The sequence below is a fragment of the Malikia granosa genome (genome assembly GCF_002980595.1).
GTDB lineage: Bacteria > Pseudomonadota > Gammaproteobacteria > Burkholderiales > Burkholderiaceae_C > Malikia > Malikia granosa.
In genome coordinates, this window is record NZ_PVLQ01000084.1 from 1 (window position 1) to 16,539 (window position 16,539).

The following is a 16,539-nucleotide window of genomic DNA, read 5'->3' on the forward strand; positions in this document are numbered from 1 at the left end:
CCGCGCCGTCCGCCCCGTAGCTGATGGCGGTGCCGAAGTTGTCCGCGAAGTTCGCCGTGGCGTTGACCCCCAGCGTGCTCTCGTCCACCGTCAGGCTGTCGGCGGCCAGCACGCTGGCAATGACGGGGCTGTCATCTTCGACCGTGACAGTGATGGTGCCTTCGTCGGCCGGGTTCACGCCATCGGAAATTCTCACCGTCAGGTTAAGGCTGGCGGTGTCCTCGCCAGCCGTGCCCTGGCCTGGCAGCAAATGGCTGACTGGCCGGGACAGTGTCACCTCATAGGAAACGGAGCTGCCTGAAGCACCCACTGCCGTGGTTCCGCCATTGAGCACCACCCGGATCACCTCGCCACCGGCGTCAGAGCCGATCAGCACCGCCTGGCTGCTGCCGTAGGCCCAGGACAGGTTGGTGGCACCGAGCAGCGACGAACCAGGATTGACGAGCTCGATCGTCAGAGGCGCCGTGCCATTGCGGGTGAGGGACAGGCTGCCGCTCGAATCGGTGGCGGAATCCGTCAAGTCGCTGCCAGAACTGGCGCCAAGACCGTCCGGGATACCTGCAGGCAGGCCTTCTTCGGAAACCCGGGATTGCGCATCCTCCACGCGCGGAATGAGGTCGTCATCGACGATCGTGCCGGTGGCCTGGTTCGCCGTAGGACTGATGTTGGCGCCCGTGGCTGCCGTGATGGTCGCCACCACCGTCTCGTCGGACTCGTCGATGTTGTCGGCCACCGGGTCGGCGACAAAGCTCACGCTCAGCTGCCCGGCCGGTATCGTCACCTGGCGGATCGCCCCAGCGCTCAGCCCGCTCACCGCGTAGTCCGCGCTTTCGGTCGCCGTGCCGCTCAGCGCGATCGTCACCACCGTGTCCGTCACCGACACCCGATCCAGGCTGACCTGATAAGTCAGATTGGTGGCTCCGTCCTCGGCCACGCTCGGCGGCGTCACCGCGATCGACACCACCGGGACGTCATCGTCGATGATTTGCGTGGTCACGCTGCCAGCCCCGATCACGCCGCCGGCCACATTGCTCAGGTTGACCGTGTACTCCTCGGTGCCTTCGACCAGGGCATCGTCCAGCGTCACCACCGTCAGCTTGACCGGGCCTTGCACCGCTGCCGTGAAGGTCAGGGTTTGCGTCAGCGGGTTGTAGTCCACTCCGGAAGTCGCGTCAGGCACCAGCGTCTTGCCCGGGCCAGTCGCCACCTGGACGCTGAGCTGCTGGTCATTGGCCAGGGTGCCACCCTCCAGACTGACCGTGTAGCTCGCGGTCGCCCCCTCGGCCACGGTCGCATCGCCGACCAGATTGACCGTCAACGGGTTGACGTCAAGGATCGTCGTGTCGACGTTGCTGGCGGCCGGGTTGACTTCGAAGCGTTCGAAATTGCCACCCGTGATGGACTCGATCCGGATGTTGTAGAGTTCGCTGCCCTCGACCAGCTGGTCGACCAGGGTCTGGATCGAGAAGGTCTGGCTGGACTGGCCTGCCGGTATCGTCACCGAGGCGACGCCCCTGAAATCGACGCCATTCTGCGCAACCCCGCTGTACTGGAAGGTCACGACCACGTCCGTCTGGCCCGGTCGCTCCAGGGTCACGGTATAGGGAGCGGTGAGGTCACCCTCGCGCACCGAATCCGGCCCGACGATGCCGACCTGGGTCAGGTCCTGGTCGTCGACCACGGTGATGGCCGTCGACTGATCGACACCGAGCTGGTCGTAGCCCCCGCCATGGGCACCGGTGACACCGATGTCGATGACATCGCGGCCCTGGATATAGGGATCGTCCGGTCGAATGCTCACCTCCACCAGACCGCTGCCAGCTCCGACCGGGATCGTGATGCTCTGTCCGTTGCTCAGGTTGAGCACCAGGTCGGTGCCGGCAGGCGGGGTGTTGACGGTGGCGTAGAGGCCGACCCGGGTGCCTTCGATCACATCGCTGCCATCGAGGAAAACCAGCCCGCCATTGCGAACCAGCGGCTGGCCGCTGTCATCGAGCTGGACATAGTGCAAGGTGACCAGGGCGCCAGCGGGTTCGGCGCTCAGCGGCACGTCCTCGATCGTGACCGGCGGGCCGAGCGTGTATTCGTAGGACAGCGGCTCGACCCCTTCGACGATGCGCAACAGGCGCACGAAGCTGCTGCCGCCGCCACCGCCGTCGCCGGCCGTGGCTCCAGCCGCCGGCGCCACCAGTGCGGCCAGGGGATCGAGGCCGAGCTGCAGTGCCTGCAGCACGGCTTCAGGTGTCGCCGCCTGCACCGCGGCCTCCTGCGCCGTGGGCGTCGCCTCGGTCTGCAGCAGGCTGTCGTCCACGCGCACGCTCTGCTCGGGGGCGATGGACAGCAGCTGGCCATCCGTCATCTGCAACTCGACACGCGCACCGGCAAGCGTGCGCAAGGTCTCGCTGTTTTCGATCGCATCACCAACCTTGAGGACGCGCGTCTGGCCATCAAGACCGACAACGATGACATCTCCGGTGATAGCGACTACTTTTGCAATCTGGGCCACGGCAAACTCCTGTTGAACTACTCGCAGATTAGCGAGCCGCCAGCAGGCTGACCATTGGACTTAAGTCCACTTCTCTATCGTTTCAGGTGCAGGACATGGGCAGGAGGTGCAGCGCGGGGGCCGGCCAGGCAGCCGATCCGGCCGGAGCGATCCCCGCCGTCAATAGGCGTGCGACTTCAGCTGCGCCAGCTGCAGCACGAGCTGCACCCGGTCGCGCACACCGAGCTTCTCGAACACGGCCCCCAGATGGGCCTTGACGGTGCGCTCGCTGATATGCAGCTGCTCGGCCACCTCGCGGTTCGACTGGCCCTCGGCCACGGCCTGCGCCACCTGGAGCTCGCGTTCGGACAGGACGGACAGGTCGACCGCCGACCGGACGGCGTCAGGGTTGCGCTGGAGCAGCTCGCGCGTGGCCGCCATCAGACGCTGCACCAGCTCGGGGCCGACCCAGAGCCCGCCCAGGTCCACCACCTGGGCCACCTCCTGCAGCAGTCCGGGCGCGGCCAGCAGATGGCAATAGGCACGCGCGCCGGCATTGAGCGCGCGCAGTCCCTCGACCTGATCGGGCAAGGCACTGAGCACGATCACCCGGCAGTCAGGCTGCAGCTGCAGCAGCGCCCCGACCTTGAGCCGCCAGTCGTCCAGCATGACCGGCACCCAGACCATGTCGCCCGCCGCCACCTTCTGCTGCAACTGGGCCCAATGCGCCGATTGCCCGTTCGGGAAAGCCTGCTGCCAGCGTTCGTGCGCCATGGCGGGCGATGGTGCGGGCGCCTGCAGCAGGAAATGATGGACTTTCATGTTCAACGCTCCGACAAGGCATTGGCCTTGGCGCGCAAGACCGGCTTGAGCAGGTAGGACAGCACCGACTTCTTGCCGGTCAGGATGTCGACCTGTGCCACCATGCCCGGGATGATCGGCAGCCGGTCGTCCAGCAAGGCCTTCTTGGTGCGCAAGCGCACGAGATAGAAGGCATTGCCCTTCTGGTCGACCACCGAGTCGGCACTGATGTTCTCGACCACGGCATCCAGGCCACCATAGATCGCGAAGTCGTAGGCCGTGAACTTGACCGTGGCATCGAGTCCGGGCCGCAGGAAGGCGATGTCCCGCGGCGTGATCTGGGCCTCGAGGATCAGCGCCTCGTCGAGCGGCACGATCTCGACCACTTCCTTGCCAGGCTGGACCACGCCGCCCACGGTATTGACCAGCAGCCGCTTGACCGTGCCGCGCACCGGCGACTTGATCTCGGCCTTGGCCACCTTGTCGGCCAGCGCCCGGCCGCCCTCGTTGAGGGCGGACAGCCGGCTCATGGTCTCGGACAGCTCGGCGCTCATCAGGTTGCGCGCATTGAGCTGGACCTCGTCGATCCGGCGCTGGGCTTCCGCGATCGAGGCCTGCACGCGCGAGATCTGTGCGCTCGCCTGGTCGCGGTCGCCGCGCAGGCGGGCCTGGTCGCGCTCGAGCCTGAGCACCTCGACTTCGGACACGGCACCGGTGCGCACCAGCGGGCGGGTCACGTTGAGCTCCTTCTGCAGCAGTTCCAGCCCGCGCTCGGCCTGCGCCTTGCGCGCGCGCATCTCGTTGAGTTCCTGTTGCCGCTGCGACAGCTGGTTCTGCGCCATCGAGACCTGGGTCGAGATCTCTTCGCGCTTGGACTCGTAGAGCCGGCGCTCATGCGCGACGATGTCGGGCGCGTCGCGCACCAGGTCGGCCGGTGGATTGAAGGCGCTGCCGCGGGTGAGCGCCTTCAGGCGCAAGGCCTTGGCCTGCAGGGCCAGCTGGTTGGCACGGCTCTCGCCCAGGTTGGACTCGAAGCGGGTCGGATCGACGCGCAACAGGGACTGGCCGAGCTCGACCACCTGGCCCTCGCGCACCAGGATCTCGTCGACCACGCCGCCATCGACGCTCTGGATCACCTGGACCTGGCGGGTCGGCACCACCTTGCCCTCGCCGCGCGCGACCTCGTCCACCTGGGCCAACCCGGCCCAGACCAGCAGCAGCAGCAGCAGCAAGGCGGCGAGGCGCAACAAGAGGCGCGCGCGCAGCGGCTCCTGCTGCAACTGGGACCAGTCGGCTTCGGCCGCCCAGTCGCCGGTCTGGCGCCGCGTCTCGGGCGTCAGACGCCTGACCGAGCCACCCAGCAGGCGATCCCCGAAGTGGCGCAGCGGCGCCATCCAGCGCGACAGGCCGAGGAAGGTTTTTTCGTTGAGATCTGCCATCATGCCCCCTTGCCGACCTGGCCCTGACGCAAGGCTGCAATGACCTGATCGCGTGGACCGTCGGCCACGATCTGGCCGGCATCGAGCACGATCAGGCGATCGACCAGATCGAGCAGCGGAGCGCGATGGCTGACGACCAGCAGGGTCTTGCCACGGGCGAAGCTGGCCAGGCGGCTCTTGACGGCCGACTCGCTCGAGTGGTCCATCGAGGCCGTCGGCTCGTCGAGCAACAGGATGGACGGATCGTGCAGCACCGCGCGCGCAATCGCGACGCCCTGGCGCTGGCCGCCCGACAGCGACTCGCCGCGTTCGCCGACCAGCATGTCGAAGCCCTTGGGATGGGAGTTGACCAGGTCCACGATGCCCGCGATGGCGGCGGCCTTCAGCAGCTCGGCATCATCGGCGAGCGGATGCGCCAGCGTGATGTTCTCGCGCAAGGTGCCGTAGAACAGCATGACATCCTGCTGGACATAGCCGATATGGCGCCGCAACTCGGCCGGGTCGAGCTGGCGCTGGTCGATGCCGTCGATCAGGACCGCGCCGCCGGTCGGCCGATACAGGCCGAGGACGAGCTTCTCGAGCGTGGTCTTGCCCGAACCGATGCGCCCCAGGATGCCGACCCTTTCGCCAGGCCGGATCTTGAAGCTGACATGATTCAGCGCGGGCGTGGACTGGCCGGGATAGGTGAAGCTGACATCGCGGAACTCGATCGAGCCCTGCAGGCTGCCGCGTTCGATGAAGTTGGCGTCCTGCGGACGCTCGACCTCGCGCTTCATCATCTCGTCGAGCGAGGTCAGCGCGGTGGCGGCCGTGTGGTACTGCACCAGCAGCGACGCGACCTGCGAGATCGGTGTCAGCGCGCGCGAAGCCAGCATCGAGCAGGCGATCAGCCCGCCCATGGTCAGCATGCGCTCGCTGATCAGCCAGACGCCCAGGATCACGATCGCGAGGGTGACGGTCTGCTGCACGAAAGCCGCGCCATTGCTCGCGCTCGACGACAGCAGGCGCAGCTGGGCACCGACCCGGGCCAGCAAGGCAGCACTGTGCTCCCATTTGCGCTGGATCGGCGCCTCGGCGCCCATGGCCTTGAGGGTCTCGAAGCCGACCAGCCCTTCGATCAGCGTCGCATTGCGCTGTGCGCTGGCGCGGTAGGTGGTCTCGGCGAGCGCATGCATGCGCCCCTGGACCACCAGCGCATACAGCAGCAGGACCAGCGCGCCGAGCAGCAGCGGAATCAGCATCGGCCAGGCGATCCAGCCGATCACGACCAGGAAGATCAGCGCGAACGGCAGATCGATGAAGGCAATCACCGTGGCCGAGCCGATGAAGTCGCGCACCGACTCGAAGGCCCGCAGGTTGGAGGCGAAGGAACCGGCCGAGACCGGACGCTGCTCCATGCGCATGCCGAGCACCCGCTCCATGATGTGGGCCGACAGCTTGACGTCGGCCCGGCTGCTCGCGAGATCGACGAAATAGCCGCGCAACAGGCGCAGTCCCAGATCGCCGACCAGCACCAGCAGCAGGCCGACCGACAGCGCCGCCAGGGTATCGAAGGCCTGGTTGGGCACCACGCGGTCGTACACGTTCATCGTGAACATCGGCATGGCGAGTGCCAGCAGATTGGTCAGGAAAGCCGCCAGCAGCACGTCGCGGTACAGGGCCCGGTTTTCCGCGATCACGCTCCAGAACCAGTGGCCGTCGCGGGAGGCGCGGACCTCGGGGCTGCGGGCATCGAAGCGCAGTCGCGGCCGGGCGTAGATCGCGCGGCCCGTGTATTGCGCTTCGGCCTGGGCCAGCGGCAGCGCCACCGGCGCGTCGCCGAGCTCGGGGTAGACCAGTTGCAGCGTCTGGCCATCTGGCGAACGGCTGAGCAGCAGGCAGGCCTTGTTGTCCTGCAGCAACAGGACGACGGGAAACAGTTCGGTCTTGAGCGCCGTCAGCGACTGGCGCACCACCCGGCTCGAGAGGCCGGAACGACGGGCGGCGCGCTCGAACAGCGCCGGAGTCAGGCGGCCCTGCTCGAGCGGCAGGCCAGCCAGCGCGGCGTCACGGGTGGCAGCCTGGCCATGGCTGCGAGCCAGAATCAGCAGACAGGATAAAAGCTCATCGCCCTCGGCGACCGACGCGCACCGCTCCTCCAGCGGTGGCTGACCAACTGTTGACATGAATCTCCCTAGTGACTGGGTCCGGTCAGCCTGCGGGCGGACAACCGAACAGCCCTCCTGGCAAAATACCAGGATTGGCAGATTCAGTGTAACAAAATCTTGCCAATTAGCCCGTCATCTGACCGGCTGGATCATCGCTGGAAACGACTTCCTGGGCCCAGCGGCGCAACTTCTTCGTATCGGCACGCAAGATCTGCTGTTTCACTGCCAGGATCTGGGAGGGGTGCATGGAGAAGCTGCGCAAGCCCAGGCCCAGCAGCAGCCGGGTCATGGCCGGATCGCCCGCCATCTCGCCGCAGACGCTGACCGGCTTGCCCTGGGCGCGGCATTCGGCGATGGTACCGGCCACCAGCTGCAGCACGGCCGGATGCAGCGGGTCGTAGAGATGCGAGACGCTCTCGTCGACCCGGTCGATCGCCAGCGTGTACTGGATCAGGTCGTTGGTCCCGATCGACAGGAAGTCGAAATGGCGCAGGAACATCGGCACCGTCAGCGCGGCCGCCGGGACCTCGATCATCGCGCCCAGGCGCACGGGCCCGTAGACCTCGCCGCGCAGATCGAGCTGCTGGCGCGCCTTGGCCAGCATGTCCTTGACCTGCAGGATCTCGTGCCGGTGCGCGACCAGCGGCAGCAGCAGGTTGACCTTGCCATGGGCGGCGGCGCGCAGGATGGCGCGCAGCTGGGTCAGGAACATCGCCGGCTCGGCCAGGCTCCAGCGGATCGCGCGCAGGCCCAGCGCCGGGTTCAGGTGATCGTCGCGCGTGCTGCGGTCGAGCGGCTTGTCGGCGCCGACATCGACCGTGCGGATAGTGACCGGCAGGCCATGCATGCCCTCGACGGCCGCGCGGTAGGCCTGGTATTGCTCGGCCTCGTCGGGCAGCTTGCCGTCGCGCCCCATGAAGAGGAACTCGGTGCGGAACAGTCCGACGCCGACCGCGCTGACCGACAGCGCCGGCACGGTATCGGCCGGCTGCTCGATGTTGGCGAGCAGCTCGATGCGCTCGCCGTCCAACGTCACCGCAGGCGTGTTCTTGATGTGGGACAGGCGGCCGCGCTGCAGCTGGATCTCGCGCTGGCGGAACTCGTATTCCTCCTGCACCGCTGGCGAAGGATTGACGATGATCAGGCCGGCATCGCCATCGATGATGACCCAGTCGTCCTGCTGCACCAGCTGGCTCGCGGTGCGCACGCCGACCACGGCCGGGATGTCCATGCTGCGCGCGACGATGGCGGTGTGCGAGGTCTTGCCGCCGACATCGGTGACGAAGCCGGCGAAGACGCTCTGCTTGAACTGCAGCATGTCGGCCGGCGACAGGTCGTGCGCGATCAGCACCAGCGGGGCATCCTGGCTGGAGGCGGCCGGAGCCGGGCTGGCCACCGGCGAGGCGCAGCCGCGCAGCTGGCGCAGCAGGCGCTCGGTCAGCTGCTCGAGGTCGGACTTGCGCTCGCGCAGATAGGGGTCCTCCATCTCGTCGAACTGCTTGGCGATCTGCTCGAGGTGGGAGGTCAGTGCCCATTCGGCGTTGTAGTGGCGCTCCTGCACCCAGTGGGCGACCCCGTCGTGCAGCTGCTTGTCGGCCAGCAGCATCAGATGCACCTCGAGCAGCGCATTGAGCTCCTGTTGGGCCTCCCGGGCGTCGGTCTTCTGCAGGGTCAGCTGCATGCGCTGCAGCTCGTCGATCACCAGGTCACGCGCCTCGCGCAGACGCTGCAGCTCGCCATCGACCTGCTCGGGAGCGATGAAGTAATGCGCAACGTCGAGCCGGCTGGAGGCGACCAGCACCGCGCGGCCGATCGCGATGCCACGCGAGACCGCCTGGCCATGAACCGAAAACGTCACTCGCCTTCTCCGAACTTGTCATGGATCAGAGCCAGCAGGGCGTCCATCGCCTCGCGCTCGCGCTCGCCATCGGTCTCGAGCTCGATCTCGCTGCCGAGACCGGCGGCCAGCATCATGACACCCATGATGCTCTTGGCGTTGATGCGGCGCTCGCCGCGGCTGAGCCAGACCTCGCAGGGAAAGCTGCCGGCGAGCTTGGTCAGCTTGGCCGATGCCCTGGCGTGCAGCCCCAGCTTATTGCTGATGGTCGTGCTGGTCTTGATCATGAGAGGTCCTGCGTGACTGGTTTTGCGGCGCCGTCGCCGCGACGGACACGACACCCTGGGTAGCTCCCATCATAGCCCGGCTCACCAGCGATTCGAGCGACTCGTGCCGATAGCAGATCGCGCGCATCAGCATCGGCAGGTTGACTCCGGTCAACAGGCGGCTGTGGATGCCGTCGACCAGCTTGGCCGCCACATTGCTGGGCGTGGCGCCGAACAGGTCGGCCAGCACCAGGGTGTGCGGCATGCCAAGCTGCTGCTGCAGCTGCCGGGCCTGCTCCAGCGTCTGCTCGGGCGGGGTGTGGGCCTCGACATCGAGCGCGGCCAGCGCGCTGCCGGCGTCCGGGAACACATGCAGGGCGCACTGACGCAAGGCGCTGGCCAGCGGTGCATGGGCGATGATCAATATGCCGTTCATGGCACAGGATTATCGGGGCGGATTGATAATCCAGAGCAGAATGCCCTATCCTTGTCCGACTATGAACCCTGCCTCAACCCGTCGCCGCACCCTGGCCCTGGCAGCGCTGGCCTGCGCTGCCGTAGGACTGGGCGGTCTGGCCGGCTGCACCAGCCGCGAACCCGCGCCCGAATCCCGCTTCCTGCTGCTCGACGGCAGCACGCTCGCCAGCAGCGCGCTCAAGGGCAAGGTGACCCTGGTCAACTTCTGGGCCACGACCTGCACCACCTGCGTCGCGGAAATGCCCGAGCTGGTCCACACCTTCCAGAAATACCAGTCGCAAGGCTTCGAGACCGTCGCGGTCGCGATGAGCTACGACCCGGTGGACTGGGTGCTCAACTTCAGCCGCAGCCGCCAGCTGCCGTTCAAGGTGGCGCTCGACCGCAACGGCGAACTGGCCAGGCAATGGGGCGACGTGAAGCTGACCCCCACCACCTTCCTGCTCGACCGCGAGGGACAGATCGTCAAGCGCTATGTCGGACAGCCCGACTTTGCCGCCCTGCACCAGCTGATCGAGCAGCTGCTGGGCCAAGGCTGATGGACGAGGAGCCCGGCCAGATCCTGCTCGTCAGCAGCGAGGCTGAAATCGGGCTGGTGCGCGAGCTGTTCCGCGAATACCAGCTCAGCCTGGCGGTGGACCTGAGCTTCCAGGATTTCGAGCAGGAGCTGCTCAAGCTGCCCGGCGAGTACCAGGCCCCCTACGGCGCCCTGCTGCTGGCGCAGGTCAATGGCCAGCCCGCCGGCTGCTGTGCCTTGCGACCGCTGCTCTCGAGCGACTATGCGAATGCCTGCGAGATGAAGCGGCTGTATGTGCGGCCGGCGTTCCGGGGACTCAGGCTCGGACGCCAGCTGGTCGAGCAGACCCTGCTGCTCGCGCAGCAGGCCGGCTTCGACCACATGCTGCTCGACACCTTGAGCGACATGGAGGCAGCGCGCGAGCTGTACCAGGACTGCGGCTTCGTCGAGGTCGCCCCCTACTACCACAACCCCCTGCCGGGGGCGCACTACCTCAAGGTCGAGCTCTGAGGCCTCAGGCGGCCTTGGCCTGGGCCAGCAGCGTGGCGGCGTCGCTGACCGCGAACTGGCCGGGACCCTCGACGTTGAGCGTGGCAACCACGCCGTCCTTGACCAGCATCGAGTAGCGGTTGCTGCGCAGGCCCAGGCCCTTGCCGGTCAGGTCCAGCACCAGGCCGGTGGCCTTGGTGAACACCGCGTCGCCGTCGGCCAGCATGCGGACCTTGCCCTGCGTCTGCTGGTCCTTGGCCCAGGCGCCCATCACGAAGGCGTCGTTGACGCTGACGCACCAGATCTCGTCGACACCGGCGGCCTTGAGCGCCTCGGCCTGCTCGACATAGCCCGGCACATGCTGGGCCGAGCAGGTCGGCGTGAAGGCGCCAGGAACCGCGAACAGCGCGATGGTCTTGCCGGCACTGGCCTGCGCCACGTCGACCGGGTTCGGGCCCAGGCTGCAGCCCTCGGTCTCGACTGCGATGAATTCCATCAGGGTGGTAGCGGGCAGCTTGTCGCCGACTTGGATCATGGGAACTTCCTTGCGATGGGGCCCCAGGGCCCCGAGTGGTGAGCCCGGCGCGACCGGAAATCGGCGCGCAGGGACAAAAAAAACGACCGAGTGATTCTCGGTCGTTTTTTGGGTTCGCGCCCGCGGGCAGCGAATAAGGCTTACACCAGGGCAGCCTTTTGGACCAGACGGGTCACGACCCAGTTCTTGGTCTTGGACAGCGGACGGCTCTCGGCGATCTCGACGATGTCGCCGAGCTTGTATTCGCCGTTTTCGTCGTGCGCGTGGTACTTGCTCGACTTGGTGACGATCTTGCCGTACAGCTCGTGCTTGACAGCACGTTCGATCAGCACGGTCACGGTCTTGGCACGCTTGTCGCTAACGACCTTGCCGATCAAGGTGCGCTTGAGGGAGGTTTTGGCTTCCGTCATGGTCACTCCTTACTTGGCGGCTTGCTTTTCAGCAAGGATGGTCTTCGCACGAGCGATGGCACGACGGGTGCTGCGCAGCGTGGCGAGGTTGGACAGTTGTTGCGTGGCTTTCTGCATGCGCAGGTTGAAGTGGGCCTTTTGCAGGGCTTTCACTTCGGCTTGCAGGCCAGCGACGTCTTTTTGGCGCAGTTCAGCAGTTTTCATCTCTTGTTCTCCTGAATTACTGGCCCAGCAGGCGAGTCACGAAGGTCGTGCGCAGCGGCAGCTTGGCAGCGGCGAGCGTGAACGCTTCGCGAGCCAGTTGCTCGGGGACGCCCACGATCTCGTACAGCACCTTGCCGGGCTGGATCTCGGCGACGTAGTATTCCACGCCACCCTTACCGTTACCCATACGGACTTCGGCAGGCTTCTTCGAGATCGGCTTGTCGGGGAACACGCGGATCCAGATGCGGCCGCCACGCTTGACGTGACGGGAGATCGCACGACGTGCGGCTTCGATCTGTCGAGCCGTCAGACGGCCACGGTCGGTGGACTTCAGGCCGAAATCGCCAAAGGCCACGGTGTTGCCGGTGGTGGCAACGCCCGTGTTGCGGCCTTTTTGCTCTTTACGGTATTTACGGCGAGCAGGTTGCAACATGGTTCAATTCTCCTTAGGCCTGGGGCTTGTCGCTGCCGTCGGCCGGGGCGGCATTGCTGCCACCACGACGCGGGCCGCCACGACCCGGACGGTCGTTGCGTGCACCGTCACGGCGCGGACCGCGCGGACGACGCTCGTCATCAGGACGCGGGGTGCTGTCCAGCGACGGGGCGTCGGCACGACCCAGGTTGTCGCCCTTGTAGACCCAGACCTTGACACCGATGATGCCGTAGGTGGTCAGAGCTTCAGACGTGCCGTAGTCGATGTCGGCGCGCAGGGTGTGCAGCGGCACACGACCTTCGCGATACCATTCGACGCGGGCGATTTCGGCGCCGTTCAGACGACCCGAGGACATGATCTTGATGCCCTGGGCGCCCAGACGCATGGCGTTCTGCATCGCGCGCTTCATGGCGCGGCGGAACATGATGCGCTTTTCGAGCTGCTGGGTGATCGAGTCAGCGATCAGCTTGGCATCGACTTCGGGCTTGCGCACTTCTTCGATGTTGACGGCGACCGGAACGCCCAGCTGGGCGGCCAGTTCCTTCTTCAGCTTCTCGATGTCTTCGCCCTTCTTGCCGATCACCACGCCCGGACGTGCCGAGAAGATGGTGATGCGGGCGTTCTTGGCGGGACGCTCGATGACGACGCGCGACACCGAAGCGTTCTTCAGCTTGGCCTTCAGGTACTCGCGGACCTTGATGTCTTCGGCCAGCATGCCGGCGAAGTCACGGTTGGAGGCGTACCAACGGCTGGTCCAGTTGCGGCTAACCGCCAGGCGGAAGCCGGTAGGATGGATTTTCTGTCCCATAGTCTTCCTTCAGGCTCAGTTGCCAACCGTCACGTAGATGTGACAGGTGGGTTTGCTGATGCGGTTGCCACGACCCTTGGCGCGGGCCGAGAAGCGCTTGAGCGTGGTGCCCTGCTCGACGTAGATGGTCTTGACCTTCAGTTCGTCGATGTCGGCACCGTCGTTGTGTTCAGCGTTGGCGATGGCGGAGAGCAGGGCCTTCTTGACGATGCCGGCAGCTTTTTTCTGCGTGAACGTCAGGATGTTCAGGGCCTGATCCACCTTCTTGCCGCGGATCAGGTCAGCCACCAGGCGACCTTTGTCGACCGACAGGCGAACGCCGCGAACGATAGCGGAGGTTTCCATGGTGTGTCCTTACTTCTTGGCTTTCTTGTCGCCGGGGTGACCCTTGAACGTGCGCGTCAGCGAGAACTCGCCGAGCTTGTGGCCGACCATCTGGTCGGTCACATAGACGGGCACGTGCTGCTTGCCGTTGTGCACGGCAATGGTCAGGCCGATGAAGTCGGGCAGGATCATGGAACGACGCGACCAGGTCTTGACCGGCTTCTTGTCCTTGGTAGCCACGGCCTTCTCGACCTTGGCCAGCAGGTGATGGTCTACGAAGGGACCTTTTTTGAGCGAACGAGTCATTTACGTAACCCCTTACTTCTTGCGACGCGAAACAATCATGTTCTGCGTGCGGCGGTTGTTGCGGGTACGGTAACCCTTGGTCAGGTTGCCCCACGGATCGACCGGCGGCATACCGGTACCGGTACGGCCTTCACCACCACCATGCGGGTGGTCAACCGGGTTCATCGCCACGCCGCGGACGGTCGGGCGGATACCCATGTGACGCTTGACACCGGCCTTGCCGAGCTGGCGCAGGCTGTTCTCGGAGTTCGAGACTTCACCCAGGGTGGCGCGGCAGTCGACGTGCACCTTGCGGACTTCGCCCGAACGCATACGCACTTGAGCGTAGATGCCTTCGCGAGCCAGCAGCACGGCCGAAGCACCGGCGGAACGCGCGATCTGTGCGCCCTTGCCGATCTGCAGCTCGATGCAGTGGATGGTCGAACCGACCGGGATGTTGCGGATCGGCAGGGTGTTGCCGGCGCGGATCGGCGACTCGGAACCGCTCAGCAGGGTCGCACCGACTTCCACGTTACGCGGAGCGATGATGTAGCGACGCTCGCCGTCGGCGTAGCACAGCAGGGCAATGTGCGCGGTACGGTTCGGGTCGTATTCCAGACGCTCGACCTTGGCCGGGATGCCGTCCTTGTCACGACGGAAGTCGATGACGCGGTAGTGGTGCTTGTTGCCGCCGCCCTTGTGGCGAACGGTGATGTGACCGTTGTTGTTGCGACCGGCCTTCTGGAACTGCGGCTCCAGCAGGGGTGCGTAACCGGCACCCTTGTGCAGGGTGTCACGGGTGACTTTCACCATGCCACGACGGCCCGGCGAAGTCGGCTTCATCTTGATGACTGCCATGATTAGACTGCCTCCCCGCCGAAGTTCAGCTCCTGACCAGCGGCCAGGGTTACGTAGGCTTTACGGACATGGTCGCGGCGACCGACGGTCTTGCCGAAACGCTTGGCCTTGCCCTTTTGGTTCAGGACGTTGACGGCTGCAACCTTGACGTTGAACAGCAGTTCCACGGCGGCCTTGATTTCAGGCTTGGTGGCGTCTTGCAGCACCTTGAACAGCACGGCGTTGGACTTTTCCGCCGCCTGGGTGGCCTTCTCGGTCACCATCGGGGCGACCAGCACCTGCATCAGGCGGCCTTCGTCAAACTGGACGTTGCTCATGCGAACATCTCCTTGAGTGTGTCGATGGCACCCTTGGTGACGATCACTTTCTTGTAGTGAACCAGCGACAGCGGATCGGCGTAGCGCGGCTCAACCACCAGCACGTGGGGCAGGTTGCGCGAGGCCAGGTACAGGTTCTCGTCAACTTCGTTGGCGATCACGAGCACGGACTTCAGGTTCATGGCCTTGAACTTGTCGGCCAGCAGCTTGGTCTTCGGGGCTTCCAGCGTGATGCTGTCGACCACGGCCAGACGGCCTTCACGAACCAGCTGCGAGAAGATCGAAGCCATACCGGCGCGATACATCTTCTTGTTCAGCTTCTGGGTGAAGTTCTCATCCGGGCTGTTCGGGAAGATGCGACCGCCTCCGCGCCACAGCGGGGAGGAAGTCATACCGGCGCGGGCGTTGCCCGTACCCTTTTGACGGAAGGGCTTCTTGGTGCTGTGCTTGACCTGCTCGCGGTCCTTCTGGGCACGGGTGCCCTGGCGCGCGTTGGCCTGATAAGCCACCACCAGCTGATGGATCAGCGATTCGTTGTAATCGCGACCGAAGACGGTTTCCGGCACTTCCACGGTGGAAGCGGCTTGACCCTGGTCGTTCAGGAGTTCAACTTGCATCAGTTAGCCCCTTTGCTGGCAGCTTTGACGGCGGGACGCACGGTGACGAAGCCACCCTTGGAACCCGGCACGGCACCCTTGATCAGCAGCAGCTGACGGGCTTCGTCGACACGGACCACATCCAGGTTCTGGGTGGTCACGGTTTCGTCGCCCATGTGGCCGGTCATCTTCTTGCCCGGGAACACGCGGCCCGGATCCTGCGCCATCGAGATAGAGCCCGGAACGTTGTGCGAACGGCTGTTGCCGTGGGAGGCACGCTGCGAAGCGAAGTTGTGGCGCTTGATGGTGCCAGCGAAGCCCTTACCGATCGAGGTGCCTTGCACGTCGACCTTGGTGCCGGCTGCGAACAGCTCGGCGACGGGCAGCACGGAACCGGCGGCATACTTGGCGGCGGTTTCGGCGCTGACGCGGAATTCACGCAGGATTTCGCCAGCTTCGACGCCGGCCTTGGCCAGGTGACCGGCTTCCGGCTTGGTCACGCGGGAAGCGCGACGCTGACCGAAGGTCACTTGCAGAGCATCGTAGCCATCGTTGGCCTGGGTTTTGACTTGTGCCACGCGGTTGTTGGACACATCGACCACCGTGACAGGCACTGCATCCCCGTCATCGGTGAACAGACGCATCATGCCCACCTTGCGGCCCAACAACCCGAGAGAGTTGGACAGACTCATTGTTTTCTCCGTTCCCGACTTCAATTGGCCGGGGCTGATTGCACCAGTGGTAAAGGCACCAGGTGCGGGTTAAAACACCACAGGTGCACTGCCTTGCCGTCGGCTTGCGCGACAGCAAAACAGCACACCCGTGCTGCGAAGACCGCAATTCTAGACTGCGGCCTGATTTTTTGCAAGCCCTTGTGGTTTTTGACAACCGGGGCCTGCTCAAGCGAGCTTACTGCAGCTTGATTTCGACGTCCACGCCAGCCGGCAGGTCCAGCTTCATCAGGGCGTCAACGGTCTTGTCGGTCGGATCGACGATGTCCATCAGGCGCTGGTGGGTGCGGATCTCGAACTGGTCGCGCGAGGTCTTGTTGACGTGCGGCGAACGCAGGATGTCGAAGCGCTTCATGCGGGTCGGCAGGGGCACCGGGCCCTTGACGATCGCGCCGGTGCGCTTGGCGGTGTCGACGATCTCGGCGGCCGAGGTGTCGATCAGCTTGTAGTCGAAGGCCTTCAGGCGGATGCGGATCTTTTGCTTGTTCATGACTGTTTCCTGGTTGTTGTGTATGGGGCACTGAACGATGCCGGAGCCTGGGCCCCGGCATCAGTCAGGATGTCAGTCGATGATCTTGGCAAC

20 protein-coding genes and 1 pseudogene are annotated in these 16,539 nt (G+C 65.3%); 2 read left to right on the top strand and 19 right to left on the bottom strand.

Going from position 1 to position 16,539, the window contains the following annotated elements; genetic code table 11:
- The 7 genes from C6P64_RS15620 to C6P64_RS15650 form a co-directional block, all read right to left on the bottom strand.
- Window positions 1-2,506, bottom strand: a 2,506-nt coding sequence (locus tag C6P64_RS15620; protein ID WP_146115949.1) for a retention module-containing protein, incomplete at its 3' end; no start/stop codon positions are given.
- Between the two features lie 159 nt (window positions 2,507-2,665).
- Window positions 2,666-3,307 carry a response regulator transcription factor gene (locus C6P64_RS15625; protein ID WP_105749472.1) on the bottom strand — a complete coding sequence of 214 codons (642 nt, stop codon included), beginning with the start codon at window positions 3,305-3,307 and terminating at the stop codon, window positions 2,666-2,668.
- Window positions 3,308-3,309: 2 nt separating this feature from the next.
- Window positions 3,310-4,725 carry an HlyD family type I secretion periplasmic adaptor subunit gene (locus C6P64_RS15630; protein ID WP_105749488.1) on the bottom strand — a complete coding sequence of 472 codons (1,416 nt, stop codon included), beginning with the start codon at window positions 4,723-4,725 and terminating at the stop codon, window positions 3,310-3,312.
- Window positions 4,725-6,890, bottom strand: coding sequence for a type I secretion system permease/ATPase (locus C6P64_RS15635; protein ID WP_105749473.1), 2,166 nt, complete (start codon window positions 6,888-6,890; stop codon window positions 4,725-4,727). The genes C6P64_RS15630 and C6P64_RS15635 overlap by 1 nt, the downstream gene beginning before the upstream one ends.
- Window positions 6,891-6,996: 106 nt before the next feature.
- Window positions 6,997-8,730 (bottom strand): phosphoenolpyruvate--protein phosphotransferase, encoded by a 1,734-nt coding sequence (gene ptsP / locus C6P64_RS15640; RefSeq protein ID WP_105749474.1) that lies wholly within the window; start codon window positions 8,728-8,730, stop codon window positions 6,997-6,999.
- Window positions 8,727-8,996 (bottom strand): HPr family phosphocarrier protein, encoded by a 270-nt coding sequence (locus C6P64_RS15645; RefSeq protein ID WP_105749475.1) that lies wholly within the window; start codon window positions 8,994-8,996, stop codon window positions 8,727-8,729. Before C6P64_RS15645 ends, ptsP begins: the two co-directional genes overlap by 4 nt.
- Window positions 8,965-9,411 (bottom strand): PTS sugar transporter subunit IIA, encoded by a 447-nt coding sequence (locus C6P64_RS15650; protein ID WP_105749476.1) that lies wholly within the window; start codon window positions 9,409-9,411, stop codon window positions 8,965-8,967. The genes C6P64_RS15645 and C6P64_RS15650 overlap by 32 nt, the downstream gene beginning before the upstream one ends.
- 61 nt (window positions 9,412-9,472) lie before the next feature.
- Between C6P64_RS15650 and C6P64_RS15655 the strand changes: the two genes are divergently transcribed.
- Window positions 9,473-9,988, top strand: coding sequence for a TlpA family protein disulfide reductase (locus tag C6P64_RS15655; protein WP_105749477.1), 516 nt, complete (start codon window positions 9,473-9,475; stop codon window positions 9,986-9,988).
- Window positions 9,988-10,476, top strand: coding sequence for a GNAT family N-acetyltransferase (locus C6P64_RS15660; protein WP_105749478.1), 489 nt, complete (start codon window positions 9,988-9,990; stop codon window positions 10,474-10,476). Before C6P64_RS15655 ends, C6P64_RS15660 begins: the two co-directional genes overlap by 1 nt.
- Window positions 10,477-10,480: 4 nt before the next feature.
- Here the strand turns inward: C6P64_RS15660 and C6P64_RS15665 are convergent, their stop codons facing one another.
- The 12 genes and pseudogenes from C6P64_RS15665 to rpsJ form a co-directional block, all read right to left on the bottom strand.
- Window positions 10,481-10,990 carry a peroxiredoxin gene (locus tag C6P64_RS15665; RefSeq protein ID WP_105749479.1) on the bottom strand — a complete coding sequence of 170 codons (510 nt, stop codon included), beginning with the start codon at window positions 10,988-10,990 and terminating at the stop codon, window positions 10,481-10,483.
- A gap of 140 nt (window positions 10,991-11,130) precedes the next feature.
- Window positions 11,131-11,400 carry a 30S ribosomal protein S17 gene (gene rpsQ, locus C6P64_RS15670; protein WP_105749480.1) on the bottom strand — a complete coding sequence of 90 codons (270 nt, stop codon included), beginning with the start codon at window positions 11,398-11,400 and terminating at the stop codon, window positions 11,131-11,133.
- Window positions 11,401-11,409: 9 nt separating this feature from the next.
- Window positions 11,410-11,604, bottom strand: a complete 195-nt coding sequence (gene rpmC / locus C6P64_RS15675; RefSeq protein WP_105749481.1) for a 50S ribosomal protein L29 — start codon at window positions 11,602-11,604, stop codon at window positions 11,410-11,412.
- Window positions 11,605-11,620: 16 nt separating this feature from the next.
- Window positions 11,621-12,037, bottom strand: a complete 417-nt coding sequence (gene rplP, locus C6P64_RS15680) for a 50S ribosomal protein L16 (RefSeq protein WP_105749482.1) — start codon at window positions 12,035-12,037, stop codon at window positions 11,621-11,623.
- 22 nt (window positions 12,038-12,059) lie between these two features.
- A pseudogene (gene rpsC, locus C6P64_RS15685) lies at window positions 12,060-12,845 on the bottom strand (30S ribosomal protein S3); the annotation flags it as partial.
- Window positions 12,846-12,860: 15 nt separating this feature from the next.
- Complete coding sequence (gene rplV, locus C6P64_RS15690; RefSeq protein ID WP_105728961.1) at window positions 12,861-13,190, bottom strand: 50S ribosomal protein L22; 330 nt, start codon at window positions 13,188-13,190, stop codon at window positions 12,861-12,863.
- A 9-nt stretch (window positions 13,191-13,199) separates the two neighbouring features.
- Window positions 13,200-13,475 carry a 30S ribosomal protein S19 gene (gene rpsS / locus C6P64_RS15695; RefSeq protein WP_105728960.1) on the bottom strand — a complete coding sequence of 92 codons (276 nt, stop codon included), beginning with the start codon at window positions 13,473-13,475 and terminating at the stop codon, window positions 13,200-13,202.
- 12 nt (window positions 13,476-13,487) lie between these two features.
- Entirely contained in the window at window positions 13,488-14,312 is an 825-nt protein-coding gene (rplB, locus tag C6P64_RS15700; RefSeq protein WP_105749484.1) for a 50S ribosomal protein L2, read from the bottom strand.
- Window positions 14,313-14,314: 2 nt separating this feature from the next.
- The gene (gene rplW, locus C6P64_RS15705) at window positions 14,315-14,629 is read right to left on the bottom strand and encodes a 50S ribosomal protein L23 (RefSeq protein ID WP_105728958.1); all 315 of its coding nucleotides are present in this window, start codon (window positions 14,627-14,629) and stop codon (window positions 14,315-14,317) included.
- Complete coding sequence (gene rplD / locus C6P64_RS15710) at window positions 14,626-15,246, bottom strand: 50S ribosomal protein L4 (protein ID WP_105749485.1); 621 nt, start codon at window positions 15,244-15,246, stop codon at window positions 14,626-14,628. The genes rplW and rplD overlap by 4 nt, the downstream gene beginning before the upstream one ends.
- Window positions 15,246-15,917: a 50S ribosomal protein L3 gene (gene rplC, locus C6P64_RS15715; protein WP_105749486.1), complete on the bottom strand. Its 672-nt coding sequence runs from the start codon at window positions 15,915-15,917 to the stop codon at window positions 15,246-15,248. The genes rplD and rplC overlap by 1 nt, the downstream gene beginning before the upstream one ends.
- Before the next feature lie 217 nt (window positions 15,918-16,134).
- Window positions 16,135-16,446, bottom strand: coding sequence for a 30S ribosomal protein S10 (gene rpsJ, locus C6P64_RS15720; protein ID WP_105749487.1), 312 nt, complete (start codon window positions 16,444-16,446; stop codon window positions 16,135-16,137).
- Window positions 16,447-16,539: the final 93 nt, after the last annotated feature.

Coding starts and splice junctions, on each gene's coding strand:
- rpsJ (WP_105749487.1), bottom strand. CDS start 16,446: ATGAACAAGCAAAAGATCCGCATCCGCCTGAAGGCCTTCGACTACAAG.
- C6P64_RS15635 (WP_105749473.1), bottom strand. CDS start 6,890: ATGTCAACAGTTGGTCAGCCACCGCTGGAGGAGCGGTGCGCGTCGGTC.
- C6P64_RS15650 (WP_105749476.1), bottom strand. CDS start 9,411: ATGAACGGCATATTGATCATCGCCCATGCACCGCTGGCCAGCGCCTTG.
- C6P64_RS15660 (WP_105749478.1), top strand. CDS start 9,988: ATGGACGAGGAGCCCGGCCAGATCCTGCTCGTCAGCAGCGAGGCTGAA.
- C6P64_RS15655 (WP_105749477.1), top strand. CDS start 9,473: ATGAACCCTGCCTCAACCCGTCGCCGCACCCTGGCCCTGGCAGCGCTG.
- rpmC (WP_105749481.1), bottom strand. CDS start 11,604: ATGAAAACTGCTGAACTGCGCCAAAAAGACGTCGCTGGCCTGCAAGCC.
- C6P64_RS15665 (WP_105749479.1), bottom strand. CDS start 10,990: ATGATCCAAGTCGGCGACAAGCTGCCCGCTACCACCCTGATGGAATTC.
- rplP (WP_105749482.1), bottom strand. CDS start 12,037: ATGTTGCAACCTGCTCGCCGTAAATACCGTAAAGAGCAAAAAGGCCGC.
- C6P64_RS15645 (WP_105749475.1), bottom strand. CDS start 8,996: ATGATCAAGACCAGCACGACCATCAGCAATAAGCTGGGGCTGCACGCC.
- rplC (WP_105749486.1), bottom strand. CDS start 15,917: ATGAGTCTGTCCAACTCTCTCGGGTTGTTGGGCCGCAAGGTGGGCATG.
- rpsQ (WP_105749480.1), bottom strand. CDS start 11,400: ATGACGGAAGCCAAAACCTCCCTCAAGCGCACCTTGATCGGCAAGGTC.
- rplW (WP_105728958.1), bottom strand. CDS start 14,629: ATGAGCAACGTCCAGTTTGACGAAGGCCGCCTGATGCAGGTGCTGGTC.
- rplB (WP_105749484.1), bottom strand. CDS start 14,312: ATGGCAGTCATCAAGATGAAGCCGACTTCGCCGGGCCGTCGTGGCATG.
- C6P64_RS15630 (WP_105749488.1), bottom strand. CDS start 4,725: ATGGCAGATCTCAACGAAAAAACCTTCCTCGGCCTGTCGCGCTGGATG.
- rpsS (WP_105728960.1), bottom strand. CDS start 13,475: ATGACTCGTTCGCTCAAAAAAGGTCCCTTCGTAGACCATCACCTGCTG.
- rplV (WP_105728961.1), bottom strand. CDS start 13,190: ATGGAAACCTCCGCTATCGTTCGCGGCGTTCGCCTGTCGGTCGACAAA.
- rplD (WP_105749485.1), bottom strand. CDS start 15,246: ATGCAAGTTGAACTCCTGAACGACCAGGGTCAAGCCGCTTCCACCGTG.
- C6P64_RS15625 (WP_105749472.1), bottom strand. CDS start 3,307: ATGAAAGTCCATCATTTCCTGCTGCAGGCGCCCGCACCATCGCCCGCC.